Origin of the sequence: Frigoribacterium sp. PhB160 (assembly GCF_003751785.1) — a bacterium.
Lineage (GTDB): Bacteria > Actinomycetota > Actinomycetes > Actinomycetales > Microbacteriaceae > Frigoribacterium.
The window spans coordinates 175,458-192,138 of sequence record NZ_RKIE01000003.1 but is presented as its reverse complement, the minus strand read 5'-3'; the positions used below and the strand labels follow the sequence as shown (position 1 = coordinate 192,138).

Below are 16,681 nucleotides of genomic sequence, written 5' to 3'. Positions count from 1 at the left end.
AGCCGCGGTCCGGCTCGCTCCCAGGCCGGCGGCGTCCGTCGGGGTCGCCGACGCCTGCCGGGGCCCGGCTCGTCTCCGCCGGGGCTCGGCCCGACCCCGGCCAGGGCCCACGAGGAGGCGCGGGTCGCTCTCGTCGGAGGCCTGCGGCACCATGGACCCATGCCTGGTCCCCTCGCCGACACGTCCCGCCTCCGTCCCCGCCGCGCCCCCGCCGTGCTGCTGCTCGCCGCCGGCGCGCTCGGCCTCGCCGTCGTGCTCGGGGCCTGCGCCTCGCCGGGCGACGCGTCGGCCGGCGCCGGGGGAGACCCCGCCGCGCGGCGGACGACGGTGCCGAGCTCGACGCCGACGCCCGCCTCGGGCGACCTGGTCGAGGGCGACGGGGCGCCGTCGGTGGCCTGGACCCACGAGGGCCGCACGGTCGCCGTCACGACCTGGGGCAGCTCGACCTGTCCGGTGCCCGTCGGCTCGCTCGTGGCCGACGGCACCGACGGCCTCGTGGTGACGCTCGGCGCGGCCGACCCCGGGCCGTGCACGATGGACTACGTGCCCTCGACGACCGTCGTCGACCTGCCGGAGGACGTGGCCGACCGGCCCGTCGCGGTGTCGATCGTCTCCGCGGACGGCGACGAGGTCGGCACGGCGACCCTCGAGTGAGCGTCCGCGCTGGCCGCCGGGCACGTGCGACGGCCAGACTCGACCCAGCGTGACCACCCCCGACGAGAAGGCAGGCGCACCATGGCAGGTTTCACGGGCTTCGGCCGACGTCGCGAGGTCGACCCGCGCCTCCCGCCGGGTCAGCACCTCGAGTCGGGCTTCCCGGTGCTGTCGGCCGGCCCGACCCCGAACATCAAGCGGTGGGAGCTGCAGGTCGGCACCGAGCAGGGGCAGCGTTCGCTGAGCTGGGCCGACTTCCAGGCGCTGCCGCACGAGCAGGTCGAGACCGACATCCACTGCGTCACGAGCTGGTCGAAACTCGGCACGCACTGGTCGGGGGTCTCGCTCGACACCCTCTTCGACGGCCTCGAGACCGACCACGAGTTCGCCATGGCGACGAGCTACGGCGGCTACACGACGAACCTGCCGCTCAGCGAGCTGCTCGGCGGCAAGGCGTGGGTCGTCGACACCTACGAGGGCGCGCCCCTCGGCTCGGAGCACGGCGGCCCGGCGCGGCTGTTCGTGCCCGGCCTCTACTTCTGGAAGAGCGCGAAGTGGCTGCAGGGCATCCAGACGATGGCGGTCGACCGCCGCGGCTTCTGGGAGAGCATGGGCTACCACGGCCACGGCGACCCCTGGCGCGAAGAGCGGTACGCGTGAGCGGTGCCGGTGCCGGTACCGGAGCCGAGCCGGGGGCCGACGCGGGCGGGGGCTCGTTCGACTGGCTGCCCGGCACCGTCGTGTCGGCCTCGCCGCAGGGTGCCCGGGGCCGCTCGCTCGTCGTCGAGGTGCCCGGGCTGCGCACGGCGCGGGCCGGTCAGCACGTCGACCTGCGCCTGACCGCCGACGACGGGTACCAGGCGACCCGCTCGTACTCGCTGTCGGACGTGCGGGGGACGTCACGCTCGGGCGCGGGGCCCGCCGCCGCGGCCGGGCCCGCGGCCGTGCCGGGGCCCGCCGCTCCGCCCCGGTTCGAGATCACGGTCGAGCGACTCGACGACGGCGAGGTCTCGCCGTACCTCGTCGACCACGCCGAGCCCGGCGACCCGATCGAGGTGCGCGGCCCGATCGGCGGCTGGTTCGTCTGGCCGCCGACGGAGTTCGACCCCGACTCGGCCGTCCACGCCGTCCTGCCCGAGCCGGCCGGGGCGCCGCGGCCGACGGAGTCGCCCGTGCAGCTGATCGGCGGCGGGTCCGGCATCGCCCCGCTCGTGGCGATGGTGCGGGCACGAGGGCTGCTGCCCGCGGGGCCGGAGATGCGACTCCTGTGCTCGGTCCGGACGCCGGCCGACCGCTGGTTCGTCGACGAGCTCGACGCCGCCGACGCGCAGCCGGGCGACGCCGTCTCGGTCCGCTGGGCCTACACGCGCGAGGCCCCGGCCGACGCGGTCGAGCCCGCGGGGCGGCTCACGCGGGCTCGCCTCGACGCGCTCGTCGTGCCGGCCGAGCAGCACCCGCTCGTCTACGTGTGCGGCACGAACTCGTTCGTCGAGGCGATCGCCGGCTGGCTCGTCGACGCGGGCCACGACCCGACCCGGGTGCGCACGGAGCGGTTCGGCGGGGTCTGAGCCGCGCTGCGCGCCGCGGCTGCATGCCGCGCCGCCCGCTCCGGCTGCACGCCGCGCCGCCCGCTCCGGCTGCACGCCGCGCCGCCCGCTCCGGCTGCACGCCGTGCACGTCGGGAGCCGCCGCCCAGCACGGCCCTGCGACGATGGGACCGACCCCGTCCGCGTCCCTCCAGGAGCACCCGTGTCGCCTCGTGCCTTCTTCCGCTCGTTCGCCCTCGCCGAGATCGTGACCTGGTCGCTGCTGATCGTCGGCATGATCCTCAAGTACGGGGTGCGCGTCGGCGACTGGCCGGTGAGCATCGCGGGGCCGATCCACGGCTTCGTCTTCCTCGCGTACCTCGTCGCGGGCGTCGTCGTCGCGGTCAACCAGCGCTGGGGAGCCGGCACGACCGTCGTCGCCCTCGCGAGCGCCGTCGTGCCCTTCGCGTCGCTGCCGGTGGAACGGGCCATCGACCGCCGCGGCGGGCTCGAGGGCCGCTGGCGCCTGACCGCGACCGACGACCCCCGCGACCAGCGCCTCACCGACCGGCTGCTGCGCTGGATCCTCGGCCACCTCGCCCTCGCGGTGATGCTCCTGGTCGCGGCCGTCGTGGTCGTCTTCGTCGTGCTGCTGATCATCGGTCCGCCCGTCGGCGGCTGAACCGCCCAGGAGGCGCGATCCGGCTCGACCTGGACCGCGCCGTCGATACCCCCCTAGGGTATCCACCATGACCGACCCGCACGAGCACCCTGCCCCCGGCCCCGACGAGCGCCCCGGGGCCGACCACTCGTCGCTCGCGACGGCGCGGCACGGGCAGGCCGCGTCGGCCGCGGGCGACGCGCACGCGGGCCACGACGCGCACGCCGGGCATGCCGGCTACGACGCGCACGCGGGCCACCACGGTCACGGAGGCCACGGCGACCACGCCGCGCAGTTCCGCGACAAGTTCTGGGTGAGCCTCGTGGTCGCGATCCCCGTCGTCGCGTTCAGCTCGATGTTCGCGGGCCTGCTCGGCTACGACGTGCCGTCGTTCCCCGGTGCCGAGTGGATCTCGCCGGTGCTCGGCACGTTCCTCTTCGCCTGGGGCGGCTGGCCGTTCCTCAGCGGGGGAGTGGCCGAGGCCCGCGCCAGGCAGCCCGGCATGATGCTGCTCATCGCGATGGCGATCACCGTCGCGTTCGTCGCGAGCTGGGCGACCACGCTCGGCATCGGCGGCCTCGACCTCGACTTCTGGTGGGAGCTCGCGCTCCTCGTCGTCATCATGCTGCTCGGCCACTGGATCGAGATGCGCGCCCTCGGCGCCGCCTCCGGGGCCCTCGACGCGCTCGCGGCCCTCCTCCCCGACACGGCCGACCGCGTCCGCCCGGCCGGCGACGGCCCGGCCGGCGACAACCCGACCGGCGACGGCTCCACCGGCACCGACGACGCCGCCGCCACCGAACAGGTCTCCGTCGCCGACCTCGTCGCCGGCGACGTCGTCCTGGTCCGCAGCGGCGCCCGCGTGCCCGCCGACGGCGAGATCGCGTCGGGCGAGGCCGAGATGGACGAGTCGATGATCACGGGGGAGTCGCGCACCGTCGCGCGTGGCCCCGGCGACCGCGTCGTCGCGGGCACGGTCGCGACCGACGGGTCCCTCCGCGTCCGCGTCACGGCCGTCGGCGACGACACGGCGCTCGCCGGCATCCAGCGGCTCGTCGCCGAGGCGCAGGCCTCGTCCTCGCGGGCGCAGGCCCTCGCCGACCGCGCCGCGGCCCTCCTCTTCTGGTTCGCCTCGGGCGCCGGAGTCGTCACCTTCGTCGTCTGGCTCCTCCTCGGCGACCTCGACCAGGCGATCACCCGCACGGTCACGGTGCTCGTCATCGCCTGCCCGCACGCCCTGGGCCTCGCGATCCCGCTCGTCATCGCGATCTCCACCGAGCGCGCCGCCCGCGCGGGCATCCTCGTCAAGGACCGCCTGGCCCTCGAGCGCATGCGGACGGTCGACACCGTGCTCTTCGACAAGACCGGCACCCTGACGAAGGGCGAGCCCGCGGTGACGGACGTGGCCCGCGCCTCCTCGTCGTCCCTGGGGTCGGACGCCGAGGCGCTGCGCCTCGCCGCGGCGGTCGAGCGCGACAGCGAGCACCCGCTCGGTCGCGCGATCGTCCGGGCCGCGGCCGGTCACGACGACGCCGGGGAGGCGCAGGTCGAGCAGTTCCGCTCCCTCACCGGCAGCGGCGTCCAGGCCTCCGTCGCCGGGGTCGAGGTCGCGGTGGGGGGTCCGGGCCTGCTCCGCGACCGCGCCCTGACGGTGCCGACCGAGGTCGAGCGCGCGACCGAGCCGTGGCGCTCCGAGGGCGCCGCGGTGCTCTACCTCGTGCGCGACGGATCGGTCGAGGCGGCGTTCGCGCTGCGCGACGAGGTGCGGCCGGAGTCGGCGGAGGCCGTGCGGCGCCTGCACGACGCGGGCGTGCGGGTGGCGATGGTGACCGGCGACGCGCGGCAGGTGGCCGAGGCGGTCGGACGCGAGCTCGGCATCGACGAGGTCTTCGCCGAGGTGCGGCCCGGCGAGAAGGACGCCCGCGTCGCCGAGCTGCAGCAGCGAGGCCAGCGCGTCGCCATGGTCGGCGACGGCGTCAACGACGCTCCCGCGCTCGCCCGGGCCGACGTGGGCATCGCGATCGGGGCGGGCACGGACGTCGCGGTGGAGTCGGCGGGCGTCGTCCTCGCCTCGAACGACCCGCGGTCGGTGCTCTCGGTGATCTCGCTGTCGCGGGTCGGCTACCGCAAGATGATCCAGAACCTCGTGTGGGGCGCGGGCTACAACGTGCTGTCCGTGCCGCTGGCCGCGGGGGTGCTCGCACCGGTCGGGTTCGTGCTCTCGCCGGCGGCCGGCGCCGTGCTCATGAGCCTGTCGACCGTGGTCGTCGCGCTGAACGCGCAGCTGCTGCGCCGCTGGCGGCCCGCGGCCTGAGCGGGGCGCGGGCGCGGGGTGCGGGCAGCGGCAGCGGCGGGGCGGGGCACCGGCGGCGGTCCGTGGGGGCCGGGCCGCGCCTCCTGACAGTCCGCTGATCATTCAGCAACTAAGAGATATCCGCGGACTACCGTCGCCCGCATGAGCACCTCCGCCCCCGCCTCCGCCGCCGTCCGCCCCGCCGCCTCGTCCGACGTCGTCCGCCAGATCGTCGTCGTCGTGTCGGCGGTGCTGGCCGTCGTCCTCGCCGCCGTGGGCAGCGGCGCGTTCGGCGGCACGTCGGTGTCGAACGCCTCGGGCGGAGCGCTGAGCGCCGACGCCACGACGATCGCCCCCGCCACCACGGCGTTCTCGATCTGGTCGGTCATCTACCTCGGCCTGATCGCCTACGCGGTCTTCCAGGCGCTGCCGCGTCAGCGGGCCGTCGACCGGCACCGCCGCCTCGGCTACTGGGTCGCGGCGTCGATGCTGCTCAACGCGGGCTGGCTCTTCGCGGCGGTGCAGCTCGGCGACGTCTGGCTCAGCGTCGTCGTCATCGTCGCCCTGCTGCTCGTGCTCGCGCGGATCTTCGTCATCCTCTTCCGGACGCCGACGAGCGGCTGGGTCGACGCCGTCGTCACCGACGGCACCATGGGCCTCTACCTCGGCTGGGTGTCGGTCGCCACGGCGGCGAACATCGCGGCCGCTCTGGTCGACTCGGGCTTCGACGGGTTCGACCTGTCGACGGGGCTGTGGTCGGCGATCGTCCTCGGCGTCGCCGGGCTGTCGGGCGTCGCCGTCGCGGCGGCCGGGCGAGGACGCCTCGCGCCGATGCTCTCGCTCGTCTGGGGCCTGGCCTGGGTCGCGGTCGGACGCTTCACGGGGACGCTGCTCGACACGACCGCCGGCGTCACCGCGGTGGTCGCGGCGGTCGTCGTGCTCGTGGCGACGATCGCGCTGCGGGCCCGCTCGGGCCGGGTCGGCGCGACCCGCGACCTGCACCGCTCCGCGTAGCGCGCGAGCGCAGCCCCGAGCTGGCGCGAGCCAGCGCTCGTCCGGGCGTCAGCCGCTCGCGGTCAGGTCGAGGGCGGGTCGTCGCGTACCCGCCCTCGGCAGGATGGTCCGGTCACGCGTCACGCGTCACGCATCACGCACGGCGCATCGCGTCAAGAAAAAAAAGCGTGACGCAACGCGCAGGACGGGACGCGACGCAGGCCGCCGCGCCGCGCCGCTCAGCGACCGCCGTCGAGGCGGCGGTCGCGCTGCGCGACGCCCGCGGTGCCGTACGGGTAGTCGTCGACGCGGGGAGCGCTCGCGTCGGTGAGGCGGGCGAGCTCGTCGTCGCCGAGCACGAGGCCCGACGCGCCGAGGTTGTCGTCGAGCTGCTCGACGGTCCGCGCTCCGAGGATCACGGAGGTGACCGCCGGCCGCGACAGCAGCCACGCGAGCGAGACCTGCGACGCCGAGACGCCGTGCGCGTCGGCGACGGCGGTGACGGCGTCGATGACGGTCCAGGTGCGCTCGTCGGCGTTGCGCGCCTCCCACGCCTCCATGCCCCGCGCCGGGTCCTCACCGAGGCGGGTCGCGCCGGTCGGCGACTCGTCGCGTCGGTACTTGCCGCTCAGCCAGCCGCCGGCGAGCGGCGACCAGGGCAGCAGGCCGATGCCGGCGTCGAGCGAGGCCGGCACGACCTCGTGCTCGATGTCGCGCACGAGCAGGTTGTACTGCGGCTGCAGCGTGACGGGCGGCGCGTAGCCGAGCGCCGAGGCCCGGCCGACGGCCTTGGCGACCTGCCAGCCGAGGTAGTTCGAGAAGCCGTAGTAGCCGATCTTGCCCGCGGTGACGGCGTCGTCGAGGAACCGCAGCGTCTCGTCGATCGGCGTGAAGGCGTCCCAGGCGTGCATCTGGTACAGGTCGACGTGCTCCACGCCGAGCCGCCCGAGCGAGTCGTCGAGGGCACGGGCGAGGTGCCGGCGAGAGAGCCCGACGTCGTTCGGTCCCTCCCCCATGGGGAAGCGGCCCTTCGTCGCGAGCACGACCTGCCGCGCCTCCGTCGGGTGCGCCGCGAGCCAGCGCCCGATGATCTGTTCGGAGACCCCCGCGCTGTACACGTCGGCGGTGTCGACGAGCGTGCCGCCGGCCGCGACGAACGCGTCGAGGATCTGGTGAGAGGTGGTCTCGTCGGCTTCGGCGCCGAACGTCATGGTGCCCAGTGTCAGCTCCGACACGGAGGCACCGCTGTTCCCGAGGGTCCTGTAGTCCATGTCGTCGACGCTACGCCGCCCGGGCGGACCCGGCCGGGGGAGGCGCCCGAGGTCGCTCCGGGGGACAGTCCCGCCGGGTCTCGCCGACGGTGCCGGGGCGGCCCGCCGATGCCTCCCGAGCCACCGGGGTACGCACCGTGTCCACAGACCGGGGGCCCGCGCTAGGCTCGCCCTCGTCGGCGGATCAGGCCGACGTACCCGGCGTTCCTCACCCGCGGCCGGCGTGCCCACCTCGACGAGGGACGACATCGTGTCGGCAGCTCCGATCGACGACCCGCGAGTGCGCGGCATCGACACCGACGACCCCGACGTGGCCCACGAGCTCATCCGCCGCACCTACCGCGTGACCGACATGGACGTGGGAGGCGCGGACCCCTTCCGCTTCCGGCGCACCGTCGTCGGGGACGAGCGCTTCGCCTTCGGCGACGTCGTCTACACGGGCGACCTGCGGGCGACCAGCCAGCCCCTGCCGTACTTCTGCGTCACGGTCGTCCGGCAGGGTCGCTTCGGGCTGGCGAGCGACCGCGACGAGATCCGCGCCGCCGTCGGCGACCGGTTCGTCTTCCCGACCGACGGCGAGAAGCAGAGCGACTGGCACGACATCCACCTCTCGCAGGTCATGCTCGACCGCGAGGCCGTCGAGCGCGAGATCGTCGGCCTGTCGCTGGCGGCGCCGACCGGGCTCGACGTGCTGTCGTTCCGGCCCGTGTCGGAGGCCCACGCCTCGCACTGGCAGGGCGCGGTCGGCCACGTCTTCGAGGACGTCGTCCGCAACGACGCCGCGATGGCGAGCCCGCTGATCAGGGGAGCGGCCTTCCGCTCGCTCGTGGCCGCCTTCGTCGAGACCTTCGAGACGACCGTCGTCGGGCTGACCGGGCTGGGCGACACGCGGCCCCTGCCGTCGACGGTCCGCCGGGCGCTCGCCTACATCGAGGAGCACGCCCACGACGACATCGGCGTCGTCGAGATCGCCACGGCCGCCCGCCTCACCCCGCGCGGGCTCCAGCTCGCCTTCCGCCGCCACCTCGAGACGACGCCGATGACCGCGCTGCGCGCCGCGCGCCTCCGCGGGGCCCACGCCGACCTGCTGGTCGCCGACCCGACCCAGGGCCACACGGTGGCGGGGGTCGCGCTCAGCTGGGGCTTCGCGAACGCCGGCCGGTTCACGGCCGCCTACGCGGCCCGCTTCGGGCGCTCGCCGCGGGAGACCCTCGAGGCCTGACCGCGGCTCGACCACGTCCGCCGGGGCCCGTGAACGCACACGGCGGCCCGGGGCGCTCCCCCGCGCGGGGGGACTTCTCCGAAACGCTTCGCCCGCGGACCAGGCGCTTCGTTTGTTGTCCACCACGACATGCGGAGGCGCGTGATCCGTCGCAGGATGGGCCTGCCTCGCGTTGTCCCGGTTCAGGAACGCGAGTCCAGGGGTGCGGGGGTGATGTCGGGTCTCCCCCGCACCCCTTTCTCGTCCCCGGGCGAGGGCGCGCGAGACGAGCCCCCGGCGCGCCTCCTGGCGGGTGGTCGTCGCTCAGTCGCGGTCCGACACGTCCGTGTGCACGAAGTTCGTCGACGACCGGCTCGCGGTCGGGCCGCGCTGCCCTTGGTAGCGCGAGCCGTACTCGCTCGAGCCGTACGGGTGGTCGGCGGGCGAGCTGAGGCGGAAGAAGCAGAGCTGCCCGATCTTCATGCCCGGCCAGAGCTTGATCGGCAGGGTCGCGACGTTCGACAGCTCGAGCGTGACGTGACCGCTGAAGCCCGGGTCGATGAAGCCGGCGGTCGAGTGGGTCAGGAGCCCCAGGCGGCCGAGCGAGCTCTTGCCCTCGAGGCGTGCCGCGACGTCGCCCGGCAGGGAGACGAGCTCGTAGGTGCTGCCGAGCACGAACTCGCCCGGGTGCAGGATGAACGGCTCGTCGGCCGGGGTCTCGACCAGGCGGGTGAGCTCGGGCTGGTCCGCCGCAGGGTCGATGAAGGGGTACTTGTGGTTGTCGAACAGCCGGAAGAGGCGGTCGAGCCGCACGTCGATGCTCGACGGCTGGATCAGCGCGGGCTCGTACGGGTCGAGGCCGATGCGTCCGGCGTCGAGCTCGAGCTTGATGTCGTGGTCGGAGAGCAGCACCCGGTCAGCCTAGCCACGCGGCGGCGCCGGGCCGCCCGGCCGACGCCGGGTGGAGGATGGAGGCATGCGTGCCGTCACCGTCCCCGTGCCCGGAGGGCCCCGTGCCCTGATCGTCAGCGAGGTGCCCGAGCCCGTCCCGGGTCCCCGCGAGGTCGTGATCGACGTCGCCGCGGCCGGCGTCAACCGCGCCGACGTCGCCCAGCGCGAGGGCCGCTACCCCTCGCCCGCCGGCGCCCCCGACTGGCCCGGCCTCGAGGTGAGCGGCACCGTCGTGGCCCTCGGCAGCGAGGTCGTCGACACGACCCTCGGCGACTACGTCGTGGCGCTGCTGAGCGGCGGCGGCTACGCCGACCGCGTCGCCGTCGACGAGGGCCTGCTGCTGCCCTACGTCAAGGGACTCGACCTCGTCGAGGCGGCCGGCCTGCCCGAGGCGCTCGCGACCGTGTGGTCGAACGTGTTCATGTCGGCGGGCCTGCAGGCCGGAGAGACCCTGCTCGTGCACGGCGGCACGAGCGGGGTCGGCTCGATCGCCATCCAGCTCGGCAAGGCGTTCGGGGCGACCGTCTACGCGACCGCGGGGACGCCCGACAAGGTCGAGTTCTGCGAGCAGCTCGGCGCCGACCGGGGCATCGACTACAAGCGTGAAGACTTCGTCGAGGTCGTGCGCGACCTGACCGACGGACGCGGCGTCGACGTCGTGCTCGAGCTCGTCGGCGGCGACTACCTCGCCCGCGACGTCGAGGCGCTCGCCGTGGGCGGCCGCATCATGGTGATCGCGACGCAGCAGGGAACCGAGTCGACGATCGACGTGGGCGCCCTCATGGGCAAGCGCGGCCGCATCTGGGGCACGACGCTGCGGGCCCGTCCGCTGGAGGAGCGCCGCGCGATCATGGCCGCCGTGCGCGAGGAGGTCTGGCCGCTCGTCGCCGCCGGCACGGTGCGACCGGTGCTCGACAGCGTGTACCCGCTCGAGTTCGCGGCCACGGCGCACGAGCGCATGGAGTCGGGGAAGCACTCGGGGAAGATCGTGCTCGCCGTCCGCTGAGGCGAACTGAGGCGAGGCGGCCGACCCTAGGGCGAAGCAGCTGCGAAGGCGCGGCAGCCGCGGAGGCGAGGCAACCGAGACGGCGAGGCGACCGCGACGCGGGTCGGAGCAGCCGAGACGGGCGGGATCGGCCCGTTTCGGGCTCGGTCCGAGCGCCGCCCGTCACGGCGGGAGGCGTCGTCATCGAGGCCACGGGCCCCCGTCGCGCTGGGTGTCGCGCGGCCGAGGCAGTCTCACACACAACTCCGGGTGCCTGGGAACCTTCCCGGGCAGGCGTACCCGGGCGGTGCCGGCAGGCGCCAGCCGGCGCCGGGCGGGGTCAGTCCTCGTCGTCGTCGCCGGGGATGTGCACGTCGACGATCGACACGTTCACCTCGGAGACCTGCAGGCCGACGAGCTGCTCGACGGCGCCGGCGACGGCGGTCCGCACCTGGTCGGCGACCTGCGTCATGGCGACCGGGTAGTCGACGACGATCGTGACGTCGGCGGCGACCTCGGTCTCGCCGACCTCGACGCGGACGCCCTGGCCGAGGTCCGTCGAGCCGATCACGTCGCGCACCGCGCCGAAGGCCCGGGCGGCGCCGCCGCCGAGGGCGAACACGCCGGGGACCTCACGGGCGGCGATGCCCGCGACCTTCGACACGACCGAGTCGGCGACGACGGTCTTGCCGCCGACGGCGCCGGCGGCGAGGTCGGTGCCGGTGCTCGGCGCGGTCGGGCTCGACACGGTCGTGCTCGCGACGGTGGCGGGGGTGGGCTGGTCGGTGGCGGCCATGGGCTGCTCCTTCTCGTCGGGGCGTCGCCCCGGAGGGCGGCGCGAGTATCGGTCTACCCGTCCGGGCTGGGGCTCGGCGGGGGGCCCTCGCCGTGTCCGCGGGGAGCGGCTCGACGAGGTCCTCTGATGGGACGCACCCCGCGCCTCCGACGTCACGGTCGTCGACCTGATATTTTCACCCGAGGCCGTCGTGGCCTGTCATCGAGGACGGCCCCCGGGCCGACGGAGTGAGGGAGAGCCCATGCCGGTCGACTTGTCGGGCGCGGCCGACGCCACCCTCGCCACCCGTGCGGCCGAGGGCGACGAGCGGGCCTTCGAGGTGCTGCTGCGCCGCCACCTCGGCCTGATGACCGCCTACGCGACCCGCCTCACGAGCTCGCGCGCCGACGCGGCCGACGTCGTGCAGGAGGCCTCGGTCGTCATCTGGCGCGAGCTGCCGTCGCTGCAGGTGCCCGAGGCGGTGCGCGGCTGGATGATGAAGATCGTCTCCCGCAAGGCCTTCGACCTCATCCGCTCGAGGCGCCCGACGTCCGACGTCGACGACCTCGAGGTGCCGTCCGAGTCGGGCGCGCACGACGACCCCGAGCGCGTGGCCGCGTCGCAGGACGCCATGGGCGCCCTCCGGGCCGCGCTGGCCCGGCTGCCCGCCGGTCAGCGACAGGTGTGGACCCTGCGCGAGGTCGGCGGCGAGTCGTACGCTGACATCGCCGAGCGGACGGGCACGACCCCGACCGTCGTCCGAGGCCTCCTGGCCCGGGCTCGCGAGACCCTGACCCGAGAGATGGAGGCCTGGCGATGAGCGACGACCCGACGCGCTCCGCTCCGGCGACGGACGAACCGACGGGTGCCCGGGGCGGCACCGACGACGAGGGCTCGGTCACGACCGCGCGGCTCTCCGAGTACCTCGACGACGGCCGCCGGCCCTACGACCCCCTCATCGAGGACGACCCGGAGGCGCGGGCCCAGCTGGCCGCCCTCGCCCGCCTCCGCCGCATCACGGCCGACCTCCTCGCCGACGACGCCGCGGCCGAGCCGACCCCCGACCCCTCCTGGTTCGACGGCATCATGAGCCGCGTGCGCCTCGAGTCGCGCTCGGGGCGGGAGATCCCGCTGCTGTCGGCCGACCGGCGCTCGTCGCTGCACATCACCGAGGGCGCCGTCCGCTCGCTGATCCGCGAGGCGGGCGACTCCGTTCCCGGCGTGGTCGTCGTGTCGTGCGGCATCGTCGGCGACGTCACCGTGCCCGGCTCGGTCGTGAGCGTCGACGTGCAGGTCAGCACCCTCTACGGGGCGCCGGTGCCCGAGCTCGCCGAGACGGTCAAGGCCGCGGTCGCGGCGCTGGTCGCCCAGCAGACCGAGCTCGTCGTCGAGGCGGTCGACGTGACCGTGCGCGACGTCCACCTGCTCGACGACGACGGCGAGGCGGAGGCCCCCCGATGAGCGACGCACCCCTCGACGACGCCCGGCTGAGCCTGCTCGCCGCGGAGCTCGGGGCGCTCGTCTCCGAGCTGCCCGGCGTGCGTCACGTGCGCGCCCGACCCGGCTTCGGCCGCCTCGTGCGCGAGGCCCTCGACGGGCTCAGCGCCGTCGTCGGCGGCGGGGCCGGCGGGGGAGCCGACGCGGGCTCGTCGGCCGCGGCGACCGCCTCGGGCCGGCCGGTGCCGGTCGTCGGGCTGGCCGTGACGCGCGACGAGACCCGGGTCACGCTCGACCTCGTCGTGGCGGAGGCCGCCTCGGGGCCGCTCGTGGCGCGCGAGGTGGCCACGCGCCTCCTCGACCGTCTCGCGTCGGAGCCGCTGCCCGCGGCGTCGCTCGACCTGCGGATCGTGGGGGTGGAGGCGTAGGCAGCCGCCCGCCACGCCTCCTCCGTCGTCACGATCGGGCCCGATCCTTGACTTCGTCGCGGGGTGAGTGTTTGATCAGTCACATGTTTCCCAGGACCTCGCTCCGCTCCACCGCCGAGGCGCAGCGCGCCCGCATCACGACGGCCGCGGTGCACGTGTTCGCCGAGAAGGGCTACCACGCGACGCCCGTGGCCGACGTGGCCGCGGCCGCGGGCGTCTCGCCCGCCTACGTGTTCCGGCTCTTCCCCGGCAAGCTCGGCGTCTTCGTCGCCGCGGTCGACGACACCTACGCGCGCGTCGCCGACGCCCTGGTCGCCGCGGGGGAGGCCTGCCCCTCGACCGACGTGTCGCAGCGGCTCGAGGCGATGACCACGGCCTACGTCGCCCTCGTGGCGGACCGCGACCTCATCATGATGCAGGCGCAGGCCCAGAGCGCCAGCAGCGTGGCCGAGATCCGCGACGCGGTCCGGGCGGGCCTCGGCTCGGTCGTCCGCGCGGTCGAGCGCGTGTCGGGCGCGGCCCCGGCCGAGGTGCAGCGCTTCATCGCCTACGGGCAGCTGTGCCACCTCGTCGTGCAGACCGACCTCGGTGCCGTGCCGGCCTCGTGGGCCGCCTCGGTGACCGCGGGCATCCGGCACTGACCGCCCGTGCCTCCACCGTTTTTTCCTTGCCCGCAGTTGTGACTGACTGAACACTAACCAATGGATCGAGATCATCATGATCGTCACCACCACCACCCGCGTCGTCCTGCCCGGCGTCGTCGAGCCGTCCGGACTGCTGCTCGAGCAGGTCGCCGTCGCCTCGCCGGGCCGCGGCGAGCTGCTCGTCGCGGTCGAGGCCACCGGCATCTCGTTCGCCGAGCAGTCGATGCGCCGCGGCCGCTACCCGATGCAGCCGGCGTTCCCGTTCACGCCCGGCTACGACCTCGTCGGCACGGTCACGGCGGTGGGACCAGGAGGCGACGCCACGCTGATCGGGAACCGCGTCGCCAGCATGACCAAGACCGGCGCCTGGACCGGCCACGCCGTCGTCCCGGCCCGGGACACCGTCGTCGTGCCGGACGGGGTCGCGGCCGAGGACGCCGAGGCCGTCACGGTCAACGGCGTCACCGCGTGGCAGATGCTGCACCGGTCGGCGCGGGTGCGGCCGGGGCAGACGATCCTCGTCTTCGGGGCGAACGGCGGCGTCGGCGGCCTGGTCGTGCAGCTCGCCCGGCACCACGGCGTGCACGTCGTCGCGGCCGCGTCGCCCCGTCACCACGACGCCCTGCGGCGGGCCGGGGCCGACCCGGTCGACTACGCCGACCCGGCGCTCGCCGCGACGGTCCGCGCACTGGTGCCGGCCGGGGTCGACGCGGTCTTCGACAACATCGGCGGCGAGGTCGCCCGGACGGCCTGGTCGCTGCTCGCGCCGGGCGGGACGCTGGTCTCGTACGCGGCCATCTCGGCCCTGCGCGGGACGGGCAGCGCGTGGCCGCCCTTCCTGAGGCACCTCGGCTGGATCGTCGCGAAGGCCGCCCTGCCGAACCGCCGACGGGCGACGTTCTACGACCTGTGGAGCGGGCACTCGGCCCGGCCGCGGCGCTTCCGCAGCCGACTCGAGCAGGACCTCGGGCGCGTGCTCGAGCTGGTGCGCGGCGGGGTCGTCACCGCGAACATCGCCGCGCGGTTCCCGCTCACGAGCGTCGTCGAGGCCCTCGAGCTGGCCGAGTCGCGTACGCTCGACGGGAAGGTGATCCTGCTGCCGTGAGGCGGTGCGGCCACGAGGGTCGTCCGGCCGTGCCTCGGGTGCAGACGGCTCAGACCCAGCCGGCCGAGACCAGCACCCGGCGGGCGACGGTCTCGACGGGGTCGTCGCCGACGTCGACGGCGAGGTCGGCAGCGTCCTCCCGATCGAGGATCGCGTCGAGCTCACCGCTCCGCGCGAGGTGCCAGTCGAGGGCCTCTCCGGGCCCGTGCCGTTGCGCCAGGCGGCGACGCACCAGGTCGAGGTCGACGCGCAGGCGGACGACGACGAGCGGCTCGCCGACGACCTCGGCGTACCGGCGTCGGGCCTCCGGGCCCTCCACGACCCCGGCGAGGACGAGCGTCGCAGCGCCTGCCCGGCGGTAGACGCCCGCGACCGCCGCCAGGTTCGCGAGCTCGAGGGCGGAGTCGAACGGGTCGTCGTCCGGGGCGGGCCAGCGGCGCCTCAGCTGGTCGAGGTCGATCACCGCGTTCGGCTCGCCCCGGCGGCGAAGCTCGTCGCCGACGGCCTGGGCGGTCGCGGTCTTGCCCGAGCCCACCGTGCCGGTGAGCAGGAGGCACGCCGCCGTGTCGATCGTCAGCTCCGGTCGGCCTCGTCGGTCTGAGCGGTCCGCTCACGGAGGTCGTCGGCGGCGGCCTCGTCGTCCTCGCCCCCGTGGTCGTGGCGGACCTGCTCGGCCAGCCCGCTGGCCTTCTCGTCGGCCGTGGCCTCGTCGGCGCCGGCCATGGCGGGGCCCGTCTGCTTCTCGTTCGTCATGGCCGGAAGCTACGCCGACCTGCTCCGGTCCTGCTGGACGGCGCCGCACGCCCGCGGGAGGATCGGGGGATGACCAGCACCCCGCCGACCACGCCCGCCGCCGCGACCCCCGCGGTGCTGGAGCTCGCCGCGTTCGCCGCCTCCCCCGGCGGAGGCAACCCGGCCGGCGTGGTGCTCGACGCCTCGGCCCTGGCCGACGACGCGATGCTGCGGCTGGCGGCCGAGCTCGGGCACCCCGAGACGGCGTTCGTCGTCGACCCGGCCGTCGGGGGCGACCCTCGACACGTCGCCGTGCGCTACTTCTCGCCGGGCGCCGAGATCCCGTTCTGCGGGCACGCCACCATCGCGACGGCGGTCTCGCTGGCGGAACGCGACGGCGCGGGCCCGTTCGTGGTCGAGACCGCGGCCGGCACGATCGTCGTCGAGACCGTGCTCGACGCCGCGGGACGCGTCGAGGCGATGTTCACGAGCGTGGAGCCTGCGGTGCGGGAGCTCGACGCGGGGGCGGCGGCGCGCCTCCTCGGCCTCCTGGGGCTGACGGTCGACGACCTCGACCCGGCGTGGCCGCTGCAGGAGGCGTTCGCCGGCAACTGGCACCCGATGGTCGCGGTGCGCGAGCGGGCGACGTTCGACGGGTTCCGCTTCGAGCCGGCGGCGATGCGGACGCTCATGGACGAGCGCGGCTGGGCGGGCACCGTCGCCGTCGTCCAGGCCTCGGGGGAGCGGCTCGACGGGGTCGACCTCGTCGTCGAGGCGCGCAACCTCTTCCCCGTGGGGTCGGTCACCGAGGACCCGGCCACCGGCTCGGCGGCCGCCGCGATCGGGGCCTGGCTGCGGGCCGCGGGCGTGGTCTCGGCGCCCGCCCGGCTGGTGGTGCGGCAGGGCTCGCACGTCGGACGTCCGAGCGTGATCGGGGTGTCGGTGCCGGCGGCGGGCGGCGTCACGGTGAGCGGGACGGCCGTGCCGCTGCTGCCGTGACGCCCCGGCGGATCGTCGACGCCCGT

At 75.2% G+C, this 16,681-nt stretch carries 19 protein-coding genes; 14 read left to right on the top strand and 5 right to left on the bottom strand.

Going from position 1 to position 16,681, the window contains the following annotated elements; genetic code table 11:
* Positions 1-159 precede the first annotated feature (159 nt).
* The 6 genes from EDF38_RS13930 (at position 160) to EDF38_RS13905 (ending at position 6,148) form a co-directional block, all read left to right on the top strand.
* Positions 160-654, top strand: a complete 495-nt coding sequence (locus EDF38_RS13930; protein ID WP_123356416.1) for a hypothetical protein — start codon at positions 160-162, stop codon at positions 652-654.
* Positions 655-735: 81 nt separating this feature from the next.
* Positions 736-1,314 (top strand): molybdopterin-dependent oxidoreductase, encoded by a 579-nt coding sequence (locus EDF38_RS13925; protein WP_123356414.1) that lies wholly within the window; start codon positions 736-738, stop codon positions 1,312-1,314.
* The gene (locus EDF38_RS13920) at positions 1,311-2,222 is read left to right on the top strand and encodes an oxidoreductase (RefSeq protein ID WP_233572472.1); all 912 of its coding nucleotides are present in this window, start codon (positions 1,311-1,313) and stop codon (positions 2,220-2,222) included. The genes EDF38_RS13925 and EDF38_RS13920 overlap by 4 nt, the downstream gene beginning before the upstream one ends.
* 181 nt (positions 2,223-2,403) lie before the next feature.
* Positions 2,404-2,862 (top strand): DUF3817 domain-containing protein, encoded by a 459-nt coding sequence (locus EDF38_RS13915; protein ID WP_123356412.1) that lies wholly within the window; start codon positions 2,404-2,406, stop codon positions 2,860-2,862.
* Positions 2,863-2,929: 67 nt separating this feature from the next.
* The gene (locus EDF38_RS13910) at positions 2,930-5,155 is read left to right on the top strand and encodes a heavy metal translocating P-type ATPase (RefSeq protein ID WP_123356410.1); all 2,226 of its coding nucleotides are present in this window, start codon (positions 2,930-2,932) and stop codon (positions 5,153-5,155) included.
* 141 nt (positions 5,156-5,296) lie between these two features.
* Entirely contained in the window at positions 5,297-6,148 is an 852-nt protein-coding gene (locus EDF38_RS13905) for a tryptophan-rich sensory protein (RefSeq protein ID WP_123356408.1), read from the top strand.
* Positions 6,149-6,366: 218 nt separating this feature from the next.
* On the opposite strand, the gene EDF38_RS13900 is transcribed toward EDF38_RS13905, so the two are convergent.
* Positions 6,367-7,398 (bottom strand): aldo/keto reductase, encoded by a 1,032-nt coding sequence (locus tag EDF38_RS13900; RefSeq protein ID WP_123356406.1) that lies wholly within the window; start codon positions 7,396-7,398, stop codon positions 6,367-6,369.
* Positions 7,399-7,648: 250 nt separating this feature from the next.
* Here EDF38_RS13900 and EDF38_RS13895 point away from each other — a divergent pair, with 250 nt between their 5' ends.
* A complete protein-coding gene (locus EDF38_RS13895) occupies positions 7,649-8,620 on the top strand; it encodes a helix-turn-helix domain-containing protein (RefSeq protein WP_158613386.1) in 972 nt (323 codons plus the stop codon).
* A gap of 303 nt (positions 8,621-8,923) precedes the next feature.
* Here EDF38_RS13895 and dcd read toward each other — a convergent pair whose 3' ends face one another.
* Entirely contained in the window at positions 8,924-9,511 is a 588-nt protein-coding gene (gene dcd / locus EDF38_RS13890) for a dCTP deaminase (RefSeq protein WP_123356402.1), read from the bottom strand.
* A 64-nt stretch (positions 9,512-9,575) separates the two neighbouring features.
* On the opposite strand from dcd, the gene EDF38_RS13885 reads away from it, so the two are divergent.
* On the top strand, positions 9,576-10,556 hold the full coding sequence (locus tag EDF38_RS13885; protein WP_123356400.1) for an NAD(P)H-quinone oxidoreductase: 981 nt from the start codon (positions 9,576-9,578) through the stop codon (positions 10,554-10,556).
* Positions 10,557-10,875: 319 nt separating this feature from the next.
* Here EDF38_RS13885 and EDF38_RS13880 read toward each other — a convergent pair whose 3' ends face one another.
* Positions 10,876-11,331: an Asp23/Gls24 family envelope stress response protein gene (locus EDF38_RS13880; protein ID WP_123356398.1), complete on the bottom strand. Its 456-nt coding sequence runs from the start codon at positions 11,329-11,331 to the stop codon at positions 10,876-10,878.
* 241 nt (positions 11,332-11,572) lie between these two features.
* On the opposite strand from EDF38_RS13880, the gene EDF38_RS13875 reads away from it, so the two are divergent.
* The 5 genes from EDF38_RS13875 (at position 11,573) to EDF38_RS13855 (ending at position 14,924) form a co-directional block, all read left to right on the top strand.
* Positions 11,573-12,130, top strand: coding sequence for an RNA polymerase sigma factor (locus EDF38_RS13875; protein WP_123356396.1), 558 nt, complete (start codon positions 11,573-11,575; stop codon positions 12,128-12,130).
* Positions 12,127-12,771, top strand: a complete 645-nt coding sequence (locus tag EDF38_RS13870; protein ID WP_123356394.1) for an Asp23/Gls24 family envelope stress response protein — start codon at positions 12,127-12,129, stop codon at positions 12,769-12,771. Before EDF38_RS13875 ends, EDF38_RS13870 begins: the two co-directional genes overlap by 4 nt.
* Complete coding sequence (locus EDF38_RS13865; protein ID WP_123356392.1) at positions 12,768-13,175, top strand: hypothetical protein; 408 nt, start codon at positions 12,768-12,770, stop codon at positions 13,173-13,175. Before EDF38_RS13870 ends, EDF38_RS13865 begins: the two co-directional genes overlap by 4 nt.
* A gap of 83 nt (positions 13,176-13,258) precedes the next feature.
* Positions 13,259-13,816 carry a TetR/AcrR family transcriptional regulator gene (locus EDF38_RS13860; protein ID WP_123356390.1) on the top strand — a complete coding sequence of 186 codons (558 nt, stop codon included), beginning with the start codon at positions 13,259-13,261 and terminating at the stop codon, positions 13,814-13,816.
* Positions 13,817-13,892: 76 nt separating this feature from the next.
* Positions 13,893-14,924 (top strand): medium chain dehydrogenase/reductase family protein, encoded by a 1,032-nt coding sequence (locus EDF38_RS13855; protein WP_123356388.1) that lies wholly within the window; start codon positions 13,893-13,895, stop codon positions 14,922-14,924.
* A gap of 49 nt (positions 14,925-14,973) precedes the next feature.
* Here EDF38_RS13855 and EDF38_RS13850 read toward each other — a convergent pair whose 3' ends face one another.
* Positions 14,974-15,474 (bottom strand): AAA family ATPase, encoded by a 501-nt coding sequence (locus tag EDF38_RS13850; protein ID WP_304984682.1) that lies wholly within the window; start codon positions 15,472-15,474, stop codon positions 14,974-14,976.
* Positions 15,475-15,497: 23 nt separating this feature from the next.
* Positions 15,498-15,677 carry a hypothetical protein gene (locus EDF38_RS13845; RefSeq protein WP_123356384.1) on the bottom strand — a complete coding sequence of 60 codons (180 nt, stop codon included), beginning with the start codon at positions 15,675-15,677 and terminating at the stop codon, positions 15,498-15,500.
* Positions 15,678-15,746: 69 nt separating this feature from the next.
* On the opposite strand from EDF38_RS13845, the gene EDF38_RS13840 reads away from it, so the two are divergent.
* Positions 15,747-16,655, top strand: coding sequence for a PhzF family phenazine biosynthesis protein (locus EDF38_RS13840; RefSeq protein WP_123356382.1), 909 nt, complete (start codon positions 15,747-15,749; stop codon positions 16,653-16,655).
* The last annotated feature ends 26 nt before the right edge of the window (positions 16,656-16,681 follow it).

Excerpts from the sequence above, each read along its gene's own strand:
- EDF38_RS13930 (WP_123356416.1), top strand. The coding sequence starts at position 160 with ATGCCTGGTCCCCTCGCCGACACGTCCCGCCTCCGTCCCCGCCGCGCC.
- EDF38_RS13925 (WP_123356414.1), top strand. The coding sequence starts at position 736 with ATGGCAGGTTTCACGGGCTTCGGCCGACGTCGCGAGGTCGACCCGCGC.
- EDF38_RS13910 (WP_123356410.1), top strand. The coding sequence starts at position 2,930 with ATGACCGACCCGCACGAGCACCCTGCCCCCGGCCCCGACGAGCGCCCC.
- EDF38_RS13905 (WP_123356408.1), top strand. The coding sequence starts at position 5,297 with ATGAGCACCTCCGCCCCCGCCTCCGCCGCCGTCCGCCCCGCCGCCTCG.
- EDF38_RS13900 (WP_123356406.1), bottom strand. The coding sequence starts at position 7,398 with ATGGACTACAGGACCCTCGGGAACAGCGGTGCCTCCGTGTCGGAGCTG.
- EDF38_RS13885 (WP_123356400.1), top strand. The coding sequence starts at position 9,576 with ATGCGTGCCGTCACCGTCCCCGTGCCCGGAGGGCCCCGTGCCCTGATC.
- EDF38_RS13880 (WP_123356398.1), bottom strand. The coding sequence starts at position 11,331 with ATGGCCGCCACCGACCAGCCCACCCCCGCCACCGTCGCGAGCACGACC.
- EDF38_RS13875 (WP_123356396.1), top strand. The coding sequence starts at position 11,573 with ATGCCGGTCGACTTGTCGGGCGCGGCCGACGCCACCCTCGCCACCCGT.
- EDF38_RS13870 (WP_123356394.1), top strand. The coding sequence starts at position 12,127 with ATGAGCGACGACCCGACGCGCTCCGCTCCGGCGACGGACGAACCGACG.
- EDF38_RS13865 (WP_123356392.1), top strand. The coding sequence starts at position 12,768 with ATGAGCGACGCACCCCTCGACGACGCCCGGCTGAGCCTGCTCGCCGCG.
- EDF38_RS13860 (WP_123356390.1), top strand. The coding sequence starts at position 13,259 with ATGTTTCCCAGGACCTCGCTCCGCTCCACCGCCGAGGCGCAGCGCGCC.
- EDF38_RS13855 (WP_123356388.1), top strand. The coding sequence starts at position 13,893 with ATGATCGTCACCACCACCACCCGCGTCGTCCTGCCCGGCGTCGTCGAG.
- EDF38_RS13845 (WP_123356384.1), bottom strand. The coding sequence starts at position 15,677 with ATGACGAACGAGAAGCAGACGGGCCCCGCCATGGCCGGCGCCGACGAG.
- EDF38_RS13840 (WP_123356382.1), top strand. The coding sequence starts at position 15,747 with ATGACCAGCACCCCGCCGACCACGCCCGCCGCCGCGACCCCCGCGGTG.